The following is a 25,991-nucleotide window of genomic DNA, read 5'->3' as shown; positions in this document are numbered from 1 at the left end:
AAACAGATGAAAAAAACTACCAGCTATATATTAACCATCACCCTGCTGCTTTCCACCAGCTGCAGGAAATACCTCGAACAGGCGCCAGACCAGCGCACGCAACTCAACTCCGTAGAGAAAGTTGCAGAGCTGCTGGCCACAGCATACCCACAGGCAGACTTCGCCACCTTCACAGAAGCGGCTTCAGACAATGCAGCAGATAAAGGCAACGGCGCAGGTATGGTGAGTGAACAGATCAACACCAATCCCTTCTATTTCCGCGATGTGACAGAAAGGGCCCAGGGCTCGCCTATCAATTACTGGAATGCCTGTTACAAAGCCATCGCTGCAGCCAACCAGGCGCTGGATGCCATCAGTAAGGCTGATGCTCCGGAAGATTACAATGCCCAGAAAGGTGAAGCCCTCGTAGCACGTGCCTATGCGCACTTCATGCTGGTTACCCTCTTTTCGAAAGTATACAATCCCGCCACAGCAACTTCAGATCCCGGCATCCCATATGTTACCACCCCGGAGAAAGTAGTGTTTGGCCAGTACGATAGAAAAACCGTGGCTTATGTATATGAACAGATCGAAAAAGACCTGCTGGAAGGATTGCCGCTCATAGATAATACCTCCTACAAAGTGCCCAAATATCACTTTAACAAAGCTGCAGCCAATGCCTTCGCTTCCCGCTTTTATCTCTTCAAACAGGATTATGAAAAAGTGGTCAGCTACGCCAACAGCGTATTTCCCGGCGGCAGCATTGCCTCCAATCTCAGGCCCTGGGTCACCGTATATGCAAACCTCACGGGTAATGAAGCTTCCGCTATCTACACCCAGGCAACAGAAACAGCTAACCTGCTACTGGTAGAAGCGCCGTCAGACTGGGCCAGGAACTATGCCGTATACCGCTACGGACTGAACACCAATATTGTCTATTCAATTTTTGTCTATAACAACGTAACTGGTGGCTCCTGGGTACAACCGCTCTATTACTTTGGTAGCAACACTGATAACTGGGGCATCCTGAAATGGAGAGAACACTTTGTGCGCTCCAGCGCCAATGCAGATATAGGAATACCCTATACCATCTTCCCGCTTTTCTCTGCCGAAGAAGTTCTGTTCAACCGCGCAGAAGCCAACATCTACCTGAACAACTATGCGGCAGTACGCCAGGACCTGAACGACTATGCGGCCAAACGCATAGACGGCTACAGCGTTGGGCTTTATGGCATTACCAACACCAAAGTAACATCCTTCTACGGCACCAGCGATCTGAAGAACGCCTATCTTGCCACACTGCTGGACTTCAAACAGGCAGAGTTCATGCAGGAAGGCATGCGCTGGTTTGACATCCTCCGTTATCATATCCCCGTCATGCATACCGGCACCAGCGGAGAAACAGAGTTACTGGGCCCTGACGATCCACGACGGCTTTTCCAGCTACCTCCTGAAGTGAGACAGTCAGGTATTGAACTCAATCCCCGTTAACCTGTAAAACAATTGATCATGAAACAACTGCATTTAAAATTCATATTGGCTTTTATACTCATCAGCAGCCTGATGGCCTGCTCTAAGGATGACACTATAAATGATGTGAATATCCCAGGACTGGGCGGTGAAACATGGGAAAAAGGGCCGCTGGACTTCTGGCTGGACTCCGTTTACACAAAGCCTTACAACATAGAAGTAAAATATCGCTTTGAACGTTATGAACTGGCGCTGGATAAAGACCTGGTGCCGGTAAGAGAAGATAAGGTGATACCCGTAATGTCTACTATCTATAAAACATGGGTACAACCCTATATCGCAGAAGCCGGGGAAGTCTTCTTCAAAAAATACTGCCAGAAACAGTTTGTACTGGTCGGCAGCCCGGAATTTAATTCCAACAATACCATCACCCTGGGCACCGCAGAAGGCGGCCGTAAAATTGTACTGTTCTGGCTCAATGATTTCAGCCTTTCAGACAAACCAGGCGTACGGCAGATGCTGCACACCATCCACCACGAATTTGCCCACATCATGCACCAGACCATTATGTACCCGGTCGACTATAAACGGATCTCCACCGGCTACACCGGTAACTGGAACGACTATACACTGGCCGAAGCACTGGAAAGAGGCTTCATCACTCAATACGCCCGCAGTGCGCCTGACGAGGACTTTGTAGAGATGGTGTCTACCATGCTGGTAGAAGGAAAAAGCGGTTATGAAGCCATCATCGCCCAGGCGCCGGACGATGCACAGTTACTGTTCCGTAAAAAAGAAGAGATCATTGTACGCTACTTCAAGGAAAACTGGAATATCAATTTCTCCCAGTTACAATCCCGCGTACAGACTGCCATTAACAACCTGTAAAATGAAGATCATGCATCAGTATATAAGACTATCTGTTATTCTGTTGGCACTGTTTTTTGTGGGATGCTCCCGCGACAAGACAGAGTCCATCTTTGGAGAAAAGCCCGAAGAACGCATCGCCAGGGTACTGGCAGAACACAAGACCACGCTCACCGGTGCACAGTTTGGCTGGAAAACAGTGATCTATCCGCCGGATGGTGGTGGTTACGGTTTCTTTTTCATTTTTGGTTCCAATGACAGGGTCACCATGTATGGAGACGTTACCATGGAAGCAGCAGGTACAGCCAATCAAAGTACCTACCGGCTCAAAGCAGTACAACGCCCCTCCCTCCTGTTTGATACCTACTCTTACCTGCACCTGCTCTCTGATCCGGACCCTAATGTTTTTGGCGGAAACGCAGGAGAAGGTTATAAAGTTGACTTTGAATTTTCTATAGATAGTGTGCAGACAGATAGCATTAAACTGACCGGCATTACCTATGGAACCAAAATAGTGATGACCAGGGCCACCCAGGCGGAATATAATGCCTATACTACCGGTGGTTATGAAGACCTGATCACTGATATAGAAAACTATATCACGGAATTTCCCTGGCAGTACCTGCAGTTTTCTGACGGGCGTAAGGTCCAGGTTAGCCTCGATCCGATACGGAAGAAATTCAGTCTCAGCTATCTTGACGATGCCGGTAATGTACAGTTGCTCTCTACCGCTTACTCCTATACGCTGAACGGCGTCCTTCTGCAAGCACCGCTCACATATAATGGTAATACCTTCCGGGAACTTTTGTGGGACGCGAACGACGAGGTCTTTTATATTATGATCAACAACCAGCGGGTCAATGTACAGGTATCTCCGACTGCTATAGTGCCTATGCATAAGCTGCTGGGGACTGACTTCACATCCCTGCAGGTGGCCTCACCGGCACAGCCAATGCCGGGATGGTCAACCACCTATACCAATGTATGGACTGCATTTAACACATCTATACAGAATGGCCCCTACAATCTGACTATCTATTTTGCAGATTATAGCTTTGATGTGGCAAGCTCCACCATGACCCTCTATATTGTTGTACTGCAGAACAACCTGCAATATGTAGCTACCTTTCCTTTCAGTTATACCAAAACAGCAGCTGGCGTATTCGACTTCACCGGATTAGCTTATTCCGGGAATGCAGCTCTGATCGCCACAGATGCAAAACCATTGCTGGATTATCTGAGGAATGACAGGTTTACAATGGATTTCTTTATAGATTCCCAACAGGGATATGGCAAATTAGGTCAGCTGCTCAGTATTGAGCATCCTGATTTCTATTTCACGGGTTTCATGGTGAAAGAATAACTATAAAAAACGTTAACCGGCCTTTAGCCGGTTAACTCCCCCTCACAAAAAAACGCTTTTGCCGAAGGAAAAAGCGTTTTTTTGTGCTACCTCGTAATAATAAACCTCACATCTTTACTCTCACTCTCCGCTATCACCCTCAGTATATAGGTCCCGGTAATAACACCATTCAACGTAAATGAATCATTCACCTCCAAAGCAGGTGCATACTTTTTCTTATCCGCAACTGCTCCGTTCATATCATACACATACACTATCATCTGCTGCTTCCTGTTCAGCTTCACGGTGTAGTTGAAGTTGCCATTATTGGGATTAGGCGCCAGCACCACCGTATCTATCACCTTCACCGGTGTACTATACCCCGGCCCCGCCTGCGGGTCATAAGCTCCAATCGTCAGTTCTTTCCTCAGTGAATACGTACAATCCCCGAAAGTAGCTGCCATCTCTACCCAATAAGTGCCTGCTTTGGAGAACCGGATGATAGGTGCTCCTTCCACTGTTCCTAGTAAAATAGCATCGGGATGATAAGTCCAGTTCACATAATCCGGTGCTGGTATACTGATCTCCCTGATCAGCAATGTATCCAGGGCATTTTTCCGGGATGCTACCAGGAAGTCTACTTCCGGTTTAATATTGAGTTTAGTAATAGCGATATCCTGCCCTGCAAGGCACTTATTGGCATCCCTTACATCAAGCCGGTATTTACCTGTCGGTAATCCTCCAAAAGTACCTTCAACCAGCCAGCTGCTCTTATCTAATGAATACTGGTATGGTGAAGTACCTCCTGTTACTGTTGCCGTAATACTACCTTCATTAAGTCCGTCACATATGCCCGGAGCAGCTACCTGTAATGCCAATGGCTCAGGCTGTGTAACAGTATAAGTAAGCGCCTGTTTACAACCTGTGCCATCCTTCACTTCTACAGTATAAACACCTGCCGGAACATTCTTAGCAGCACTACCACTAACACCTGTTGTTGCCCATTGATAAGCATAATTGCCATCTCCGCCTCCGGCAGTCAAAGTAATAGCTCCATCAGAAAGCCCGTGGCATGTCACCGGTATAACATCAGCTGTTACCGTAATCGGTGGATAGATAGAAGTAAGAGTGGTCGCTACATCAGATATACAACCATTCGCATCACGTACCTGTAGCGTATAATCGCCCGCCGCGATGCCTGTCAGTACCGGGCTATCTTGCCATATATCATTCCCACTGGAATAAGCATAAGGAGCAGTTCCTCCTTTTGATTGTACTGTTATCTGTCCTACAGGATCAGCCCCGCATCCATTATGTTGTTTACTGGTCACAGTGATTTCCAGCTCAGATGCCGGAGCTGTCAGCGTAACAGTTTTGCTCACCACACAACCTCTGCCATCCTTCACGCTGATGGTATGCGTACCGGCTGCTATATGCTCTAACAAGGCTAAAACCCCATACGCCCCATTATCCAACGCATAGGTATATCCGCTGTAACTACCACCGTTACCTCCTGCAGCAGTTACCTGCATGAAGCCATCTGTTTTACCCGCACAGGAAACATTATACCCTTTATAATCCGACAGTGTATAAGTAAAGCTGAGCGGTGCATCCGGAATGCTGACAGTATATGTTGACGGACTGGTTACCATACAATGATGCGCGTCAGTTACACGCAACCTGTAATTACCCGAAGCATTAATGGTTGTAGCTCCTGGAAATGCCTGCCAGTTTGTATTATCAACAGACCATTCATAAACATAACCGGGTACACCTCCCTCAGCTGTCATCTCAATCTGTGCCCCATCCGCCTTACAAACGGCATCATGGATATTGATGTTACTGATCTGCACAGGAGTGATCGCATCAATCGTCATCGGTGTTGAAGTCACCGTACAAGCCGGCGCCAGGTTATCTTTAATGATCAACCTGTACGTCCCTGCATCCAGGTCTTCTATCTGCGTATCAGTGCTAAACCAGAAACTATTATCTGTCCATACCCCATTCTTCAGCTGTTGCCACTGGTAATAGTAATTACCCGATCCACCACTGACAATGGCTTTTATACTTGCATCAGTCAACCCATAACAGCTGAGCGGTGTTTGCTGTAACTGTATATTGATGGCCGTCCGCTGGTACACAGCAATGTTCTCCACTACATCATCATTACAGGTATTCGCCTGGTTCTTTACTGTAATGGTATAATTACCGGCGGTCAATCCTGTAAAAGCCCCCGTCGTATTACTCACAGAAACGCCCCCACTTTCCAGCGTATACAGATAAAGCCCTGTACCCCCAATAGCCGAAAACTCCAGCCGTCCGTCATTTCCACCATAACAACTCACCGAATCTCTGCCTGTTAGATTTACCGCCAGCGGCACCAGCGTTGTCAATGTAACGCTACTATCCCAGGAAGGGCAAAGCGGCTGATCATTATTGATAACACCTGTTTTGTAATTACCACCTTCAAGATCCGTGAAAGTGTAACTACTGGAAGTTACCGGCCCTGAAGTCAGTACCAGTACATTATCCTTATAAAGATTAAAAACATAATTACTGATAGTTCCGCCATTAGCATTAGCAGTCACACTCACCATACCATTACCGGGTGACGTACAGGTAGGCGATGTAGCTACTAACTCCCCGGTCAAGGCCGCTGGCTGGGTCACAGTAATATTCCCGGTCAATGCAACGGCGCTACAACTGCTGTTACGCACCCTTGCCTGGTAGGTCCCTGCCGGAAGGTTTTCCCACAACATCATATTACCTGTTCCAGTTTGTTCTGCACGTACAACATTAGTACCGGATAATAACGTGAAATAATAAGTACCACTGGTATTTGCACCTGCAGCATTTACACCTATCGTGCCATCATTACTGTTATAACAGCTCAGGTTTTTAGTCCTGGCCGCATCAGTTGTTACACTTAACGGCGCCAGTTCATCTATAGTAATAGGAATATATCTTACACAGTTCCCTTCATCCTGGCCGGGGTTATATACCCACAGCGTATAAGTCCCCGGCTTCAGGTTATCTACATGTATCACATCTTCAACAGGCACAGACCCATTGCTCCAATCCTCCTGGTCCCCGCAATTAGACTGGCCTGCAGTCAGCCCGGGATCACAAGGCGTGGTAACCAGCCCCTTACGTAATATCCACCTCATCCTGCTGAAATTACTCTTCACAGCACCTGAAGGCACAGTGATAGTCCCATTATTCTCCGTAGGACAGGCAGCAGTTTTCACTATCCTGCTCTCATCCACAGTGGGGGCCGGAGGGTGTACTTCCATATACCCGGTAGGTTCTGAATAGGGTGAATAATAGATCTTACCATTGCTATACTCTGCCTTTTGCCGGCAGCGGAACCTTATTTTCTTTTTCGTGGTGGCATATTTGACAGATGCAATCCATTCCTGCGGACGAAAAGTTGAGCCAGCATCTCCCCAATACATGAAGCCTGAAACGCATGGTGTCCATTCTGAAGAATCAGCTACGTTGTATTCAAATACCATGGTATTTGTTACGTATGACTTGCCATCCACCTCTTTATTGCGGAGAGTTTTAATTGTCATGTAGTCATTCGCGCAGACAATCCCTCCTTCTGAAGGACTTGTTGGTTTCCATGGTGCCACCATTACATATACAAACCGGCAGACAACCGGCGTATCTACGCTGAGATAACCGAAAACATCATACGGAATAGGGAGGTCCAACGGCCATTGGTTCAGGCCTTCCTGGGAGATCGGGTCAGGCCAGGCAAGACGTCCCAGCGTTTCCGTCATAGGATATTGAGTACCAGGATAATAGCTTTCTATAGTGAAAAAATGAGGAGGATTGCCGATAATATAGCCACAATTGAAAGCTACTTCATCCGGACTTTCATATGTTTTTACAAGCGGAAGGTCGTGTCCCCTGTCATCATACATCCACATACGGGCATCCATACGGAAATTGCTCTTTGCATCTATCAGCATGTAAAGAGGAACAGGTGATGTGTAGTCAACATCACTTTGTGCAACCGCAGCAGGCGCATTGAGTAACAGTAGGGAAAAGATAACAAGGCTAAAGAATTTAACAGGCATAGGTATGTCCCTTATATATTTATTGAAAATTATTTCGTTATAATAAATCTTACATCTTTACTCTCACTCTCCGCTATCACTCTCAGTATATAAGTCCCGGTAATAACACCATTCAATGTAAACGAATCATTCACCTCCAAAGCAGGTGCGTACTTTTTCTTATCCGCAACTGCCCCGTTCATATCATACACATACACAATCATCTGCTGCTTCCTGTTCAGCTTCACTGTGTAGTTGAAGTTGCCATTATTAGGATTAGGCGCCAGCACTACCGTATCTATCACTTTCACCGGCGTACTATACCCCGGCCCCGCCTGCGGGTCATAAGCTCCAATCGTCAGTTCTTTCCTCAAAGAATACGTACAATTCCCGAAAGTAGCTGCCATCTCTACCCAATAAGTGCCTGCTTTGGAGAACCGTATCAAAGGTGCACCTTCTACCGTCCCCAGGAAAACAGCATCGGGATGATAAGTCCAGTTCACAAAGTCCGGCGCAGGTATACTGATCTCCCTGATCAGCAATGTATCCAGGGCATTCTTGCGGGATGCCACGAGGAAGTCTACTTCCGGCTTAATATTGAGCTTAGTGATAGTAATATCCTGTCCAGCAAGGCACTTATTGGCATCCCTTACATCAAGCCGGTACTTACCTGTCGGCAATCCTCCAAAAGTACCCTCAGCCAGCCAGCTGCTCTTATCTAATGAATACTGGTATGGTGAAGTACCTCCTGTTACTGTTGCCGTAATACTACCCTCACTAAGTCCGTCACATATGCCCGGAGCAGCTACTTGTAATATCAATGGCTCAGGTTGTGTAACAGTATAAGTGAGCGCCTGTTTACAACCTGTACCATCCTTCACTTCTACAGTATAAACACCTGCCGGGATATTCTTTGCAGCACTACCATTAGCACCTGTTGTTGCCCATTGATAAGCATAATTGCCATCTCCGCCTCCGGCAGTCAAAGTAATAGCTCCATCAGAAAGCCCGTGGCATGTCACCGGTATAACATCAGCAGCTACCGTAATCGGTGGATAGATAGAAGTAAGAGAGGTCGCTATATCAGATATACAACCATTCGCATCACGTACCTGTAGCGTATAATCGCCCGCCGCGATGCCTGTCAGTACCGGGCTATCCTGCCATACATCATTTCCACTGGAATAAGCATAAGGAGCAGTTCCTCCTTTTGATTGTACTGTTATCTGTCCCACAGGATCTGCTCCACATCCATTATGTTGTTTACTGGTCACAGTGATTTCCAGCTCAGATACCGGAGCTGTCAGTGTAACAGTTTTGCTCACCACACAACCTCTGCCATCCTTCACGCTGATGGTATGTATACCGGCTGCAATATGCTCTAACAAGGCTAAAGTCCCATACGCCCCATTATCCAATGCATAGGTATATCCGCTGTAACTACCACCGTTACCTCCTGCAGCAGTTACCTGTATGAAGCCATCTGTTTTACCCGCACAGGAAACATTATACCCTTTATAATCCGACAGTGTATAAGTAAAGCTGAGCGGTGCATCCGGAATACTCACAGCATATGTTGACGGACTGGTTACCATACAATGATGCGCGTCAGTTACACGCAGCTTATAGTTGCCTGATGTTGTAACCGTGACAGTACCCGGAAACGCCTGCCAGTTCATATTATCAACAGACCATTCATAGACATAACCACCAACACCTCCTTCTGCTGCCATCTCAATCTGTGTCCCATCCGCCTTGCAAACGGCATCCCGGACATTGATGTTACTGATCTGTACAGGAGTGATCGCATCAACCGTCATCGGTGTCGAAGTCACCGTACAAGCCGGCGCCAGGTTATCTTTAATGATTAACCTGTACGTTCCTGCATCCAGGTTTTCTATCTGCGTATCCGTGCTGAACCAGAAACTATTATCTGTCCATACCCCATTCTTCAGCTGTTGCCACTGGTAATAGAAATTACCCGCTCCACCACTGACAATGGCTTTTATACTTGCATCAGTCAACCCATAACAGCTGAGCGGTGTTTGCTGTAACTGTATATTGATGGCCGTCCGCTGGTACACGGCAATGTTCTGCACCACTTCATCATTACAGGTATTCCCCTGGTTCTTAACCGTTATAGTATAATTACCTGCAGTCAATTCTGTAAAAGTTCCCGTCGTATTACTCACAGAAACACCCCCACTTTCCAATGTATACAGATAAAGCCCCGTTCCACCCATAGCAGAGAACTCCAGCCGCCCGTCATTGCCTCCATAGCAACTCACCGAATCCCGGGCTGTTAGATTTACCGCCAGCGGCACCAGCGTTGTCAATGTAACACTACTATCCCACGAAGGACAAAGCGGCTGATCATTATTGATAACAGCTGCCTTATAATTACCACCTTCAAGATCCGTGAAAGTGTAACTACTGGAAGTTACCGGCCCCGAAGTGAGTACCAGTACATTATCCTTATAAAGATTAAAAAGATAATTACTGATAGTTCCGCCATTAGCATTAGCAGTCACACTCACCATCCCATTCCCCGGTGACGTACAGGTAGGCGATGTAGCTACTAACTCGCCGGTCAACGCCGCTGGCTGGGTCACAATAATATCACCAGTTGCCGCAACATTCCGGCAACTACTGTTACGCACCCTTGCCTGATAGGTCCCTGCCGGAAGGTTTTCCCACAACATGGTATTACCTGTTCCAGCCTGTTCTGCGCGTATAACATTAGTACCTGACAACAACGTGAAATAATAAGTACCACTGGTATTTGCACCTGCAGCATTTACACCTATCGTGCCATCATTACTGTTATAACAGCTCAGGTTTTTAGTCTTAGCAGCATCAGTTGTTACACTTAACGGCGCCAGTTCATCTATAGTAATAGGAATATATCTTACACAGTTCCCTTCATCCTGGCCGGGGTTATATACCCACAGCGTATAAGTACCCGGCTTCAGGTTATCTACATGTATCACATCTTCAACAGGTACAGACCCATTACTCCAATCTTCCTGATCCCCGCAATTAGACTGGCCTGCAGTCAGCCCGGGATCACAGGGAGTAGTAACCAGCCCCTTACGCAGTATCCATCTCATCCTGCTGAAATTACTCTTCACAGCACCTGAAGGCACAGTGATAGTTCCATTATTCTCTGTGGGACAGGCAGCAGTTTTCACTATCCTGCTCTCATCCACAAAGGGAGCAGGCGGATGAATTTCCATATACCCGGTAGGCTCTGAATAAGGAGAATAGAAGACATGTCCATCATTATATGCTGCCCTTTGCCGGCAGCGGAATCTGAGTTTCTTCTTTGTGGTAGCATTCCTTACCGATGTAATCCTATCCTGTGGCCGAAAGGAAAGATGGGCATCCTCCCAATCCATTCTGACAGAATCACAAGGTATCCATTGAGCAGAATCGGCTACATTATATTCAAATACCATGCTGCTAAGCACAAGCGGATAAACATCATTAGCATCGGGATAATCCTTATTATTAATAGTCTGAATATTCAGGATATCATTCGCACAGATAATTCCTCCTTCTGATGGACTTGTAGGCTTCCAGGGAGCTACCATCACATATACAAAACGGCAGATAAGTGGCGTGTCTGGACCGATATAACTAAATTCTCCATACGGAATGGGTAGATCTACCGGCGACTGATTCAGCGCTTCCTGTGAAATCGGGTACATACGATACAGATAATCCAGGATTTCCTTTACTGGATATAGATTAGGAGGATAATATCTTTCTATATACAGATAGTATGGAGGACTACCGATGATCTCCCCGCAATAGAAAGCAATTTCGTCAGCACTCTCATATGTTTTTATAAGCGGAACGTCGTTTGCCCTGCCATCATACATCCACATGCGTGTATCCATCCGGAAATTGGCTTTTACATTTACCAGCATGTAAAGAGGAATAGGGGCTGTGTATTCAACATCGCTTTGCGCAAAAGCGGCCGGCATTGAGAACAGCAACAGGAGAAACAGAATAAGATTACGGAATTTAACAGGCATAGGTATAGGTCTCTTGCTTATTTATTTATATTATCTTGAAATAATAAACCTCACATCCTTACTCTCACTCTCCGCTATCACCCTCAGTATATAGGTCCCTGTAATAACACCATTCAACGTAAATGAATCATTCACCTCTAAAGCAGGTGCATACTTTTTCTTATCCGCAACTGCTCCGTTCATATTATACACATACACTATCATCTGCTGCTTCCTGTTCAACTTCACGGTATAATTGAAATTGCCATTATTGGGATTAGGCGCCAGCACCACTGTATCTATCACCTTCACCGGTGTACTATACCCCGGCCCCGCCTGCGGGTCGTAAGCCCCAATCGTCAGTTCTTTCCTCAGTGAATACGTACAATCTCCAAAAGTCGCCGCCATCTCTACCCAGTAAGTACCCGCTTTGGAGAACCGGATGATAGGCGCGCCTTCTACCGTCCCCAGGAAAACAGCATTGGGATGATAAGTCCAGTTCACAAAGTCCGGCGCAGGTATACTGATCTCCCTGATCAGCAACGTATCCAGGGCATTCTTGCGGGATGCCACCAGGAAATCCACGTCCGGCTTAATATTGAGTTTAGTAATAGTAATATCCTGTCCAGCAAGGCACTTATTGGCATCCCTTACATCAAGCCGGTACTTACCTGTCGGCAATCCTCCAAAAGTACCCTCAGCCAGCCAGCTGCTCTTATCTAATGAATACTGGTATGGTGAAGTACCTCCTGTTACTGTTGCCGTAATACTACCCTCACTAAGTCCGTCACATATGCCCGGAGCAGCTACCTGTAACACCAATGGCTCAGGTTGTGTAACAGTATAAGTGAGCGCCTGTTTACAACCTGTACCATCCTTCACTTCTACAGTATAAACACCTGCCGGGATATTCTTTGCAGCACTACCATTAGCACCTGTTGTTGCCCATTGATAAGCATAATTGCCATCTCCGCCTCCGGCAGTCAAAGTAATAGCTCCATCAGAAAGCCCGTGGCATGTCACCGGTATAACATCAGCAGCTACCGTAATCGGTGGATAGATAGAAGTAAGAGAGGTCGCTACATCAGATATACAACCATTCGCATCACGTACCTGTAGCGTATAATCGCCCGCCGCGATGCCTGTCAGTACCGGGCTATCCTGCCATACATCATTTCCACTGGAATAAGCATAAGGAGCAGTTCCTCCTTTTGATTGTACTGTTATCTGTCCTACAGGATCAGCCCCGCATCCATTATGTTGTTTACTGGTCACAGTGATTTCCAGCTCAGATGCCGGAGCTGTCAGTGTAACAGTTTTGCTCACCACACAACCTCTGCCATCCTTCACGCTGATGGTATGCGTACCGGCTGCTATATGCTCTAACAAGGCTAAAACCCCATACGCCCCATTATCCAACGCATAGGTATATCCGCTGTAACTACCACCGTTACCTCCTGCAGCAGTTACCTGCATGAAGCCATCTGTTTTACCCGCACAGGAAACATTATACCCTTTATAATCCGACAGTGTATAAGTAAAGCTGAGCGGTGCATCCGGGATGCTGATAGCATATGTTGACAGGGAATTAACCCTGCAGCCGTTCGCATCAGCCACACGTAACCTGTAATTACCAGCAGTAGTAATATTCACTGTTCCGGGGAATGCCTGCCAGTTCATATTATCAACCGACCATTCATAAATATAACCACCCACACCTCCTTCAGCTGTCATCTCAATCTGTGCCCCATCAGCGAGACAAACCACCTCCCTGACCTGTATATTACTGATCTGCACAGGCATAAGGGGCTGTACCGTTATTTCTGTTGAAGTTACCGTACATGCCGGCGCCAGGTTATCTTTAATGATCAACCTGTAAGTGCCTGCATCCAGGTCTTCTATCTGTGTATCAGTACTGAACCAGAAACTATTATCTGTCCATACCCCATTCTTCAGCTGCTGCCACTGGTAATAATAATTACCTGAACCCCCGCTTACGGTGGCTCTAATGCTTGCGTCAGTCAACCCATAACAGCTGAGCGGCGTTTGCTGTAACTGTATGTTGATGGCCGTCCGCTGGTACACGGCAATGTTCTGCACAGTTTCATCATTACAGGTATTCCCCTGGTTTTTTACTGCGATAGTATAATTACCAGCGCTAAGCCCTGGAAACACTCCTGTCGTATTACTCACAGAAACACCCCCACTTTCCAATGTATACAGATAAAGCCCCGTCCCACCAATAGCCGAGAACTCCAGCCGCCCGTCATTGCCTCCATAGCAACTCACCGAATCCCGGGCTGTTAGATTTACCGCCAGCGGCACCAGCGTTGTCAATGTAACACTACTATCCCAGGAAGGACAAAGCGGCTGATTATTATTGATAACAGCTGCCTTATAATTACCACCTTCAAGATCCGTGAAAGTGTAACTACTGGAAGTTACCGGCCCCGAAGTGAGTACCAGTACATTATCCTTATAAAGATTAAAAAGATAATTACTGATAGTTCCGCCATTAGCATTAGCAGTCACACTCACCATGCCATTGCCGGGAGAAGTACAGGTAGGCGATGTAGCCATCAGGTTACCAGTTAACGCCGCTGGCTGGGTCACAATAATATCGCCGGTCAATGCAACGGCGCTACAACTGCTGTTACGTACCCTTGCCTGGTAGGTTCCTGCCGGAAGGTTTTCCCACAACATCATATTACCAGTTCCAGCTTGTTCCGCACGTACAACATTAGTACTGGACAATAACGTAAAGTAGTAAGTACCACTGGTATTTGCACCTGCAGCATTTACACCTATTGTACCATCATTACTGTTATAACAGCTCAGGTTTTTAGTCCTGGCCGCATCAGTTGCTACACTTAACGGCGCCAGTTCATCTATAGTAATAGGAATATATCGTACACAGTTTCCTTCATCCTGCCCGGGGTTATATACCCACAGCGTATAAGTACCCGGCTTCAGATTATCCACATGTATCACGTCTTCAACAGGCACTGAACCATTGCTCCAATCCTCCTGGTCCCCGCAATTAGACTGGCCTGCAGTCAGCCCGGGATCACAGGGTGTAGTAACCAGTCCTTTACGCAGTATCCACCTCATCCTGCTGAAATTACTCTTCACAGCACCTGAAGGCACAGTGATAGTCCCATTATTCTCCGTAGGACAGGCAGCAGTTTTCACTATCCTGCTCTCATCTACAGTGGGAGCAGGTGGATGCACCTCCACATACCCGGTAGGTTCTGAATAGGGTGAATAATAGATCTTACCATTGCTATACTCTGCCTTTTGCCTGATACGGAATCGTATCTTCTTTTTCGTGGTGGCATATCTGACAGATGCAATTTTGTCCTGAGGACGAAAGGAGGCGATATAATGAGGAATCCCTTCAAAGGAATCACATGGTGTCCATTCCGCAGAATCAGCTACATTGTATTCACATACTATAGAATTTTTTAAGTATTCATCGCCAGCCGGAACCTGATCCATATGATTGATACTGTTGATTGTCAGAAGGTCGTTCGCGCAGATAATTCCTCCTTCAGAGGGGCTTGTAGGCTTCCATGGTGCAACCATCACATGTACAAACCGGCAGACAACCGTCGTGTCGAGGTAAAAAGTATTGAAATCAGTGTGTGGCATAGGGAGATCCACCGGCGATTGATTCAGTGCCTCCTGGGATACCGGGTAGGAATAAGTAAGACCTTCCAGGTAAGATGGAGATCCACTACGAAATCTATCGATGTAAAAAACAGATGGAGGAGGATGAGTAAGTACCCCGCAGTAGAAGGTCACTTCCTGCGGGCTTTCATTTGTTTTTGTGAGCAGGAAGTAACCTCCGGTCTTGTCATCAGACATCCACATACTGATGTTTGTAGGAAAATTAGTCGTTGCATCCAATAACATGTAAATAGGGACTGGCGCAGTATAAAATTGATAATCGCTTTGCGCAAAAGTTACATGCCTGGAAAACAACAACAAAAAGAAGAAAACAGTACTAAAATATCTAACGGGCATAGGTTTGGGTCTCTTTCGTATTATTTTACCTGGTAATAATAAACCTCACATCCTTACTCTCACTCTCCGCTATCACCCTCAGTATATAGGTCCCGGTAATAACACCATTCAATGTAAACGAATCATTCACCTCCAAAGCAGGTGCGTACTTTTTCTTATCCGCAACTGCTCCGTTCATATCATACACATACACTATCATCTGCTGCTTCCTGTTCAGCTTCACGGTATAATTGAAATTGCCATTATTGGGATTAGGCGCCAGCACCACCGTATCTATCACCTTCACCGGCGTACTATACCCCGGCCCTGCCTGCGGATCATAAGCCCCTATCGTCAGTTCTTTCCTCAGTGAATAAGTACAATCTCCAAAGGTAGCCGCCATCTCTACCCAGTAAGTACCCGCTTTGGAGAACCGTATCAAAGGCGCTCCACTCACCGTTCCCAGGAAAATAGCATCGGGATGATAACTCCAGCTCACCTGGTCAGGAGCAGGTAAACTGATTTCCCTGATCAGCAATGTATCCAGGGCATTTTTCCGGGAAGCTACCAGGAAGTCTACTTCCGGCTTAATATTGAGCTTAGTAATAGTAACATCCTGTCCAGCAAGGCACTTATTGGCATCCCTTACATCAAGCCGGTATTTACCTGTCGGTAGTCCTCCAAAAGTACCCTCAGCCAGCCAGCTGCTCTTATCTAATGAATACTGGTATGGTGAAGTACCTCCTGTTACTGTTGCCGTAATACTACCTTCATTAAGTCCGTCACATATGCCCGGAGCAGCTACCTGCAAGGTTAAAGGCTCAGGCTGTGTAACAGTATAAGTAAGCGCCTGTTTACAACCAGTACCATCCTTCACTTCTACAGCATAAACACCTGCCGGTATATTCTTTGCAGCGCTACCACTAACACCTGTTGTTGCCCATTGATAAGCATAATTGCCATCCCCACCTCCGGCAGTCAAAGTAATAGCTCCATCAGAAAGCCCATGGCATGTCACCGGTGTAACATCAGCAGCTACCGTAATCGGTGGATAGATAGAAGTAAGGGTGGTCGCTACATCAGATATACAACCATTCGCATCACGTACCTGTAGCGTATAATCGCCCGCCGCGATGCCTGTCAGTACCGGGCTATCCTGCCATACATCATTCCCATGGGAATAAGCATAAGGGGCAGTCCCTCCTTTTGACTGTACGGAGATTTGCCCTACAGGATCTGCTCCACATCCATTATGCTGTTTACTGGTAACCATAATCTCCAGCTCAGATGCCGGAGCTGTCAGTGTAACAGTTTTGCTCATCACACAACCTCTGCCATCCTTCACATTAATGGTATGTGTACCGGCTGCTATATGCTCTAACAAGGCTAAAACCCCATACGCCCCATTATCCAGCGCATAGGCATATCCGCTGTAACTACCACCGTTACCTCCTGCAACAGTTACCTGTATGAAGCCATCTGTTTTACCCGCACAGGAAACATTATACCCTTTATAATCCGACAGTGTATAAGTAAAGCTGAGCGGTGCATTCGGAATGCTGACAGCATATGTTGAAGGACTGGTTACCATACAATGATGCGCATCAGTTACACGCAACCTGTAATTACCCGAAGCATTAATGGTTGTAGCTCCTGGAAATGCCTGCCAGTTTGTATTATCAACAGACCATTCATAAACATAACCGGGTACACCTCCTTCAGCTGTCATCTCAATCTGTGCCCCATCCGCCTTGCAAACGGCATCATGAACATTGATGTTATTGATCTGCACAGGAGTGATCGCATCAATGGTCATTGGTGTTGAAGTCACCGTACAAGCCGGCGCCAGGTTATCTTTAATGATCAACCTGTAAGTCCCTGCATCCAGATCTTCTATCTGCGTATCAGTGCTGAACCAGAAACTGTTATCCGTCCATACCCCATTCTTCAGCTGTTGCCACTGGTAATAGAAATTACCCGATCCACCACTGACAATGGCTTTTATACTTGCATCAGTCAACCCATAACAGCTGAGCGGTGTTTGCTGTAACTGTATGTTGATGGCTGTCCGCTGGTACACGGCAATGTTCTGCACCACTTCATCATTACAGGTATTCCCCTGGTTTTTTACTGTGATAGTATAATTACCAGCGCTAAGCCCTGGGAACACTCCCGTCGTATTACTCACAGAAACACCACCACTTTCCAGCGTATACAGATAAAGTCCTGTCCCACCCACAGCCGAGAACTCCAGCTGCCCGTCATTGCCACCAAAACAACTCACCGAATCCCGGGCTGTTAGCTTTACCGCCAGCGGCACCAGTGTTGTCAATGTAACACTACTATCCCACGAAGGACAAAGCGGCTGATCATTATTGATAACACCTGCCTTATAATTACCACCTTCAAGGTCTGTAAAAACATAGGTGTCAGCACTAACCGGCCCCGAAGTCAGTACCAGCACATTATCTTTATAAAGATTAAAAGCATAATTACTGATAATACCGCCATTAGCATTAGCAGTCACACTCACCATTCCATTTCCCGGTGACGTACAGGTAGGCGATGTAGCTATTAACTCGCCGGTCAACGCCGCTGGCTGGGTCACAATAATATCGCCGGTCAATGCAACGGAACTACAACTGCTGTTACGCACCCTTGCCTGATAGGTCCCTGCCGGAAGGTTTTCCCATAACATGGTATTACCTGTTCCAGTTTGTTCCGCACGTACAACATTAGTACCGGACAATAACGTGAAATAGTAAGTACCACTGGTATTTGAACCCGCAGCAGTCACGCCTATTGTACCATCATTACTGTTATAACAGCTCAGGTTTTTTGTCTTAGCGGCATCAGTTGTTACACTTAATGGCGCCAGTTCATCTATAGTAATAGGAATATATCGTACACAGTTCCCTTCATCCTGCCCGGGGTTATATACCCACAGCGTATAAGTACCCGGCTTCAGGTTATCTACATGTATCACGTCTTCAACAGGCACAGAGCCATTACTCCAATCCTCCTGGTCCCCGCAATTAGACTGGCCTGCAGTCAGCCCGGGATCACAAGGCGTGGTAACCAGCCCCTTACGCAATATCCACCTCATCCTGCTGAAATTGCTCTTCACAGCACCCGAGGGCACGGTGATGGTCCCATTATTCTCCGTAGGACAGGCCGCAGTTTTCACTATCCTGCTCACATCTACAGAAGGTGCAGGCGGATGTATTTCCAGGTAGCCTGTGGGTTGGGAATAAGGAGAATAGTAGATCTTGCCATTAAGATATGCGGCTTTTTGTCTGCATCTGAACCTTAGCTTCTTCTTTATAGTGGCATTTCTTACTGAAGCAATTTTATCCTGCGGATAAACAGAACTGATAGCACCGTCCCAATACATCCCGGCAGAATCATAAGGTATCCATTCAGCAGAATCAGCTACATTGTATTCAAACACCATCACATTCTCTACATATGAATCCCCCATCGGAATATCCTTGTTATTGTCAGTCCGGACTGTCAATGTCTCATTCGCACAAACAATACCTCCTTCTGAAGGCGTTGTGGGTTTCCATGGCGCTACCATCACATACACGAACCGGCATACAACAGGTGCATCGGGCAGAATGCTGCCAAAATCTTCATACGGCATGGGGAGATCCACCGGCGATTGATTCAGCGCTTCCTGGGATACCGGGTAAGGATAAGCAAGATATCCAAGGAACTCGGCGCCCCAGGGATATATGACACTCCCGGGAGTCCTTTCCATATAAAAAGCATGTGGAGGATTACGGAGAATTCCTCCGCAATAAAGGGCAATTTCTTCCGGGCTCTCATTTACTTTTGTAACTAAGTTGTAGTTACCATATTCGTCATAGTACCATATGTGGTTATCCCTGGGGAAATTAGTCTTTGCATCAACCAGCATATATAGAGGAACAGGCGAAGTGTAGTAGCCGGTCTGCGCAAAAGTTACGGGCACAGAGAACAACAACAGGAAAAAGAGAACAGGGTTAAAGTGTTTAACAGGCATAGGTATAGGTCTCTTACATAAAAGTATATCATGTATTATTCTTTTTTACTATAATATAAGAAAGTAGAGTACTTATACTCACAATTCTTACCCGCCTTTTCTCTGGTTTATACTTCTCTTTCTCTCAACCTACCGGCCGCAGGCCACCTCTCCGCCGCAAAAAATGGCTTTCGCCGCAGGCAAAAGCCATTTTTTGCGCATGTTTCCTTCGCTCTCACCACACAGCCACCATAAAACCACTAAAAAACAAAAACCCGGAACTCAACGCTCCGGGTTCATTTGATATAATTGCACCAAGTAAATAATTATTCAGGCTTGCTCTCAGGAGCAGGACGAGGCTCTGGACGGGGCTCTCTTGGAGCACGTTCTTCCTTTGGCTCCTTAGGACCGCCAGCTGCCTTTTTAGCGCTTTTAGGCGCAAAAATGGCAATCATACGCTTACCTTCCATAGTAGGCATACCTTCCAGCGCGCCTACTTCAGCCAGCCTTTCTGCAAATTTCAGCAGGATCAGCTCACCACGTTCTTTAAACATGATAGCACGGCCTTTGAACTGTACGTATGTTTTTACTTTATTACCGTCTTTCAGGAACTTCTCAGCATGCTTAGCCTTGAAGTCGAAATCGTGATCGTCAGTATTTGGTGTAAAACGAATTTCCTTTACCTCGCTCTTATGAGCTTTAGCCTTCATCTCCTTCTCTTTCTTCTTCTTCTCGTAGAGGAATTTATTATAGTCGATGATGCGGCATACGGGAGGTGCAGCATTAGGGGAAATTTCTACCAGGTCCAGTCCCTGCTCTTCTGCCATACGCAGGGCCTCTTCTGTACGATAAACGCCCACTTCTATGTTCTCTCCTACCAATCGTACCTCAGGAACGCGTATCATCCTGTTTGTACGATGTTCTTGTTGTTGTTCTCTTCTGAAATTAGGGTTTCTACCCCTGTTGTTACTGTTGTTAAAATTTGGTCTGGGTCCTTGTTGCATCAAGAAAAATAAAGTTACTAATTAATAATTGTCAGTAGTCCATAGTCCATATAAAACAGCCCCGCGGCTCAATTTGTCTGATTTTAGTTTTTAAACCGCCAGACTGTTATCTGTTCTTACGGACTATAAAAGCAATTAACGTACCCGAAAATACAAAAGTTCAATAAGTTAAAAATATATTTATTGACCTTGTAAAGAAACTCTTATTCAAATGGCCTCCTGCTGGTCACTTCATCTTTCACCAGTTCAATGAACTGGGAAATTTCCATGGCTCCGAGGTCTCCTTTCGCCTGCCGGCGAACCGCCACTTTGTCTTCAGCCGCTTCTTTTTCGCCCAGAACAAGCATATAAGGGATCTTGGCCAATTCTGTTTCCCTGATCTTTTTCCCTATTTTTTCGTTCCGGTCGTCTATTTCAGCGCGAATTTCCGCATTTTTTAGCAATTCTGCCACTTTTTCTGCGTAAGCCTGGTTCTTGTCACTGATAGGCAGGATTTTTACCTGTGTAGGTGTCAGCCACAGCGGGAATTTACCGCCGCAATGCTCTATCAGCACAGCAATGAACCTTTCCAGGGAACCGAAAGGCGCACGGTGTATCATTACCGGGCGGTGTTTCTGGTTATCTGCCCCTACATATTCCAGCTCAAAACGCTCAGGCAGGTTGTAATCCACCTGTATGGTACCCAGCTGCCATTTACGGCCCAGGGCGTCCTTTACCATGAAGTCCAGTTTCGGGCCGTAGAAGGCTGCTTCGCCATATTCTACTACCGTTCTCAGGCCTTTTTCGGCGGCAGACTCTATAATAGCCTGCTCAGCCAGGTTCCAGTTCTCTTCAGAACCGATATATTTTGCCCTGTCTTCTTTGTCGCGCAGGGAGATCTGTGCAGTATAATCTGTAAAGTTCAGGCTCTTGAATACGTACAGCACCAGGTCAATTACCTTGCAGAACTCTTCTTTCACCTGGTCAGGACGGCAGAACAGATGGGCATCATCCTGGGTAAATCCACGTACACGGGTCAGACCATGCAGCTCACCATGCTGTTCGTAACGATAAACAGTACCGAATTCAGCGAAACGTACCGGGAGGTCTTTATAGCTCTTAGGGCTGGATTTATAGATCTCGCAGTGGTGAGGGCAGTTCATGGGCTTCAGCATGAATTCCTCTCCTTCTTCCGGCGTAGTAATAGGCTGGAAACTGTCTTTACCGTATTTCTCGTAGTGACCGGAGGTGATGTACAGGTTTTTGTTGCCTATATGCGGTGTTACCACAGGCATATAACCGCTTTCTATCTGTGCTTTCTGAAGGAAAGACTGCAGGCGTTCACGCAGCAGCGCGCCTTTGGGCAGCCACAAAGGCAGGCCCAGGCCTACTTTTTCAGAGAAAGTGAAGAGTTCCAGTTCCTTACCCAGCTTACGGTGATCACGTTTTTTAGCTTCCTCTACCAGTGTCAGGTATTCATCCAGCTCTTTCTGGGTAGGAAAAGTGATACCGTAAATGCGGGTCAGCATTTTGTTCTTCTCATTACCACGCCAGTAAGCGCCGGCTATGTTTGTCAGCTTGATAGCCTTGATAAAGCCGGTATTAGGAATATGAGGTCCGCGGCAAAGATCTGTGAAATTACCCTGTGTATAGAAAGAGATGGTACCATCCTGCAGATCATTGATCAGCTCCAGTTTGTACTCATCGCTCTTCTCTGTAAAATACTTGATAGCGTCAGCTTTGCTTACTTCCTTACGCTCATAGACGTTATTCTTTTTGGCCAGGTCAGCCATTTTAGCACCTATTTTTTCCAGGTCCTCATCAGAAATAGCGCGTCCGCCCAGATCAATATCATAATAAAAGCCATTCTCAATAGCAGGGCCTATACCGAATTTGGTGCCGGGATAAAGCTCTTCCAGTGCTTCCGCCATCAGGTGAGCGGAAGAGTGCCACATCGTAGACTTACCTTCCGTGTCTGTCCAGGTCAGCAGCTGCAAGGTGCCATCCGTTGTAATTGGCCGGGACGCATCCGTCACCTGGCCATTAAATTTAGCTGCCAAAACTTTACGTGCCAATCCCTCGCTGATGGATTTGGCAATGTCCATTGCAGTTACTCCTGCTTCATACTGACGAACTGCGCCATCCGGAAATGTAATGTTGATCATACGATTGAGCTGTTACTTCCAGCTATAGTTTGTTTGCTTTTAAATCTGTTCTTAAAAACAGGCTTGCGAAGTTAAGGAAAATGATGGTAAAATTAAGCGCCATCACTGTATTCTGGCAACAGTTGATAACTGCCTAATACTGCAGGCTGTCTGTTACCTGCACACATCCCAGCATTTCATTGCCGAAATAAGGGTTTTGTAATTTGTTGCTGCGGCTCATCCAGTAAGCGCCCCGATCATTAAATGCCATAGGGCAGTATTGACGGTAAATGGTCTTCCCTTTCAGGCCGGTCTGCTTTACCACATCATACAACATATCTGATACCATTTCAAATGCAGCCCTTTTTTCTTCCAGGCCTGTTTCTTTCTGTAATCCCGCCAGTTCCGCACTGATACTACCCGTATTGGTCCTGATATCTGCCTGTCTTGCAGAGTCCATCTGCAACAGGTGTACCGGCAAACTGTCCATATGCTGCTGCAACCGGGCCGACCATTTATTAATGTAAGTGACGTTGCCGGTAGAAAAGCCGTCCGTCAGATCATAGTAAGCATCCATGGCTACCTGGAGGGAATCATAGAATTGTTGAGCATAGGGGGCTTTCAGTACGCCGGTTTCCTCTTTAGCTGTTGTTTCCTGCTTGGGGGCTTCATTACAGGCAATAATCACCAGTAATGCCAGTGCCAGGATTGTTCTCATATATTTCTGACTTTTAAGCTCAAATATAAAACCTATATTTTTTATCTGCTTCCGGAGCAGAAAATCTCTTTTCAGTACCCTCTCTGAAAAACTCCCTTTAAAGCTGTCCAGCGCTCCCTCAACAGAGAAAACATTTCAAATAATTGAAAATCAAGCTATACCCCCTTTTATCCAACATAACACTCCCTACCCTTCCCCTCATCCCCGCCTTTCAGGCATGTTTCAAGCATCTTTCAGGCATGTCTTAAGCATGTTTAGTGTATGTATTGCGGTACCTAAAGTGCTCCTACATCACTTTCCAAAAGGAAGCGTTACCTTTTACCCGCAGACCCCAAAACTGATCCTGCAGATTGCCAAATACCTCCTTACCCCGTTATGCACTTTCCTCAGGAAGCCGTACCTTTGCACCTTCAATTATTTTTACAGCAATGCTGATAGCTTTACAGGATATTACTTTCGAATTTGGAGCAAGGGTGATAGTACAGAACGCCTCCTGGCATATCGTACCCGGCGACCGTGTTGGCCTGATCGGATTGAACGGAACAGGCAAATCCACTCTCTTACGCGTCATCAACGGAGAATATTCCGTTTCAAAAGGGAGCGTAGAGAAGATCAGGAACCTCTCCCTCGGTTTCTTCAACCAGGACCTCCTGAGCTTCGAATCAGACGAATCCATCCTGGAAGTAGCTATGACCGCTTTTGCCGAAGCACAGCAGCTTGAAAAAGATATTGAACGCATTACCAAAGAACTGGAAACCAACCAGGAAGAAGCACTTTTGATAGAGTTCAGCGACAAACTGCACGCTTTCGAAACCCTCGGCGGCTATGACATGCGTCACCGGTCCGCACAGGTCCTGGAAGGCCTCGGCTTCAGCACGGCCGACCTTGAACGTCCCTACTCCCAGTTCTCCGGCGGATGGCGCATGCGCGTCCTCCTGGCAAAACTCATCCTCCAGCAACCAGATGTACTCATGCTGGATGAGCCCACCAACCACCTTGACCTCCCTTCCATAGAATGGCTGGAAAAATACCTCTCGTCCTACAACGGAGCGGTTATCATCGTCTCGCACGACCGCTACTTCCTGGACCGCATGGTCAACAAAATAGTGGAGCTCTACCAGCAGGAATTACACCACTACTCGGGCAACTACGAAGATTATGAAGCAGAAAAAGACCTTCGCCGCGAAATGCAGCAACGGGCATACGAAAACCAGCAGGACTACATCCGTCAGCAGGAACGCTTCATAGAACGCTTTAAAGCCAAAGCATCCAAAGCCGCTCAGGCCCAGAGTATTATGAAACGCCTGGACAGGCTGGAAAGAGTAGAACAGGTAGACAACGGCCCCTCCAAGATCCGTATCAACTTCACTGTAGATAAAACTCCCGGCAAGATCATCGCCACGTTAAAGGATGTCACCAAGAAATTCGGTAACCTCACCATCCTCGAAAATACCAGCGCAGAGATCAACCGCGGCGATAAAATAGCCCTCATCGGCGCCAACGGTAAAGGTAAATCTACCCTCCTCCGCGTCATTGCCGGCACAGAACCCATGACAGGCGAACGTATCGGCGGCCACAACGTAGTATCCAGCTTCTATGCCCAGCACCAGCTGGAAAGCCTGCAACTGGACAGCGAGATCCTGGATGAACTGAAAAGCTGCGGCAGCGGCCGTACAGAAGTAGAGCTCCGCGCCCTCCTCGGCTGCTTCCTCTTCACCGGCGACGATGTATACAAAAGGATCCGCATCCTTTCCGGTGGTGAAAAAGCCCGCGTAGCACTGGCAAAGACCATCATCAGCCAGGCCAACTTCCTGCTGCTGGATGAGCCCACCAACCACCTCGACATGAACTCCGTTCAGATGCTCATAGACGCCCTGGCAAAATATGACGGCAGCTACGTACTCGTCTCACACGACCGTTACTTCGTAAGCCAGACAGCCAACAAGATCTGGGAGATCGTGGATGGTGAGATCAAAGAATTCAAAGGCACCTACGCTGAATGGGAAGAATTCAAAAAACGCCAGGCAGATGCTGCCAAACAACTGAATGGTGGCAATGATAACAGGAAGAAAGAATCAAAGAAAGAGCAACCTGCCCCGGCTCCGGCGCCAAGCCAGCAGCCTAAAAATGGCAATACTCCCATAGATAAAGAGAAACAGAAAGAACTGCAGAAACAACAACGTGCTTTCAAACAACTGGAAGAACAGCTGGCAAAGCTGAACGAAAAGAAAGCAAGCGTGGAAACTGCCCTCAATAGTCCCGAGATCTACGCAGATAAAAAACGCTTCAAAGAAGTGGAAACAGAATATGCAGAGATCGGAAAACAATTGAAAAAAGTAACCGAAGAGTACGAAGTAGCTTTTGAAAAGCTCATGGAGCTGGAAGGATAATTCC

11 protein-coding genes are annotated in these 25,991 nt (G+C 46.8%); 4 read left to right on the top strand and 7 right to left on the bottom strand.

The window, feature by feature from the left end; genetic code table 11:
* Window positions 1-6: 6 nt before the first annotated feature.
* The 3 genes from GO493_RS07755 to GO493_RS07745 are packed head-to-tail and all read left to right on the top strand — an operon-like array spanning window position 7 to window position 3,679.
* Window positions 7-1,470: a RagB/SusD family nutrient uptake outer membrane protein gene (locus tag GO493_RS07755; RefSeq protein WP_157305566.1), complete on the top strand. Its 1,464-nt coding sequence runs from the start codon at window positions 7-9 to the stop codon at window positions 1,468-1,470.
* 18 nt (window positions 1,471-1,488) lie between these two features.
* Window positions 1,489-2,337 carry a zinc-binding metallopeptidase gene (locus tag GO493_RS07750; RefSeq protein WP_157305565.1) on the top strand — a complete coding sequence of 283 codons (849 nt, stop codon included), beginning with the start codon at window positions 1,489-1,491 and terminating at the stop codon, window positions 2,335-2,337.
* 10 nt (window positions 2,338-2,347) lie between these two features.
* Window positions 2,348-3,679: a DUF4302 domain-containing protein gene (locus GO493_RS07745; protein WP_157305564.1), complete on the top strand. Its 1,332-nt coding sequence runs from the start codon at window positions 2,348-2,350 to the stop codon at window positions 3,677-3,679.
* 86 nt (window positions 3,680-3,765) lie between these two features.
* On the opposite strand, the gene GO493_RS07740 is transcribed toward GO493_RS07745, so the two are convergent.
* The 7 genes from GO493_RS07740 to GO493_RS07710 all read right to left on the bottom strand — a co-directional run bounded on the left by GO493_RS07740 (window position 3,766) and on the right by GO493_RS07710 (window position 23,597).
* On the bottom strand, window positions 3,766-7,743 hold the full coding sequence (locus GO493_RS07740; protein WP_157305563.1) for a T9SS type A sorting domain-containing protein: 3,978 nt from the start codon (window positions 7,741-7,743) through the stop codon (window positions 3,766-3,768).
* Window positions 7,744-7,772: 29 nt separating this feature from the next.
* A complete protein-coding gene (locus GO493_RS07735; protein ID WP_157305562.1) occupies window positions 7,773-11,762 on the bottom strand; it encodes a T9SS type A sorting domain-containing protein in 3,990 nt (1,329 codons plus the stop codon).
* A gap of 30 nt (window positions 11,763-11,792) precedes the next feature.
* Window positions 11,793-15,608, bottom strand: coding sequence for a T9SS type A sorting domain-containing protein (locus GO493_RS07730; RefSeq protein WP_198315615.1), 3,816 nt, complete (start codon window positions 15,606-15,608; stop codon window positions 11,793-11,795).
* A gap of 184 nt (window positions 15,609-15,792) precedes the next feature.
* Window positions 15,793-19,773: a T9SS type A sorting domain-containing protein gene (locus GO493_RS07725; RefSeq protein ID WP_157305560.1), complete on the bottom strand. Its 3,981-nt coding sequence runs from the start codon at window positions 19,771-19,773 to the stop codon at window positions 15,793-15,795.
* A gap of 305 nt (window positions 19,774-20,078) precedes the next feature.
* Entirely contained in the window at window positions 20,079-20,756 is a 678-nt protein-coding gene (gene infC / locus GO493_RS07720; protein WP_157305559.1) for a translation initiation factor IF-3, read from the bottom strand.
* A 203-nt stretch (window positions 20,757-20,959) separates the two neighbouring features.
* Window positions 20,960-22,900 (bottom strand): threonine--tRNA ligase, encoded by a 1,941-nt coding sequence (thrS, locus tag GO493_RS07715; RefSeq protein ID WP_157305558.1) that lies wholly within the window; start codon window positions 22,898-22,900, stop codon window positions 20,960-20,962.
* 133 nt (window positions 22,901-23,033) lie between these two features.
* Window positions 23,034-23,597, bottom strand: coding sequence for a DUF3347 domain-containing protein (locus GO493_RS07710; protein ID WP_157305557.1), 564 nt, complete (start codon window positions 23,595-23,597; stop codon window positions 23,034-23,036).
* 428 nt (window positions 23,598-24,025) lie between these two features.
* Between GO493_RS07710 and GO493_RS07705 the strand changes: the two genes are divergently transcribed.
* Complete coding sequence (locus GO493_RS07705; RefSeq protein WP_157305556.1) at window positions 24,026-25,987, top strand: ABC-F family ATP-binding cassette domain-containing protein; 1,962 nt, start codon at window positions 24,026-24,028, stop codon at window positions 25,985-25,987.
* The last annotated feature ends 4 nt before the right edge of the window (window positions 25,988-25,991 follow it).

Origin of the sequence: Chitinophaga tropicalis (assembly GCF_009758205.1) — a bacterium.
Lineage (GTDB): Bacteria > Bacteroidota > Bacteroidia > Chitinophagales > Chitinophagaceae > Chitinophaga > Chitinophaga tropicalis.
Note: the sequence above shows the minus strand (reverse complement) of the source record. Positions and strands in the feature narration are given on the sequence as shown.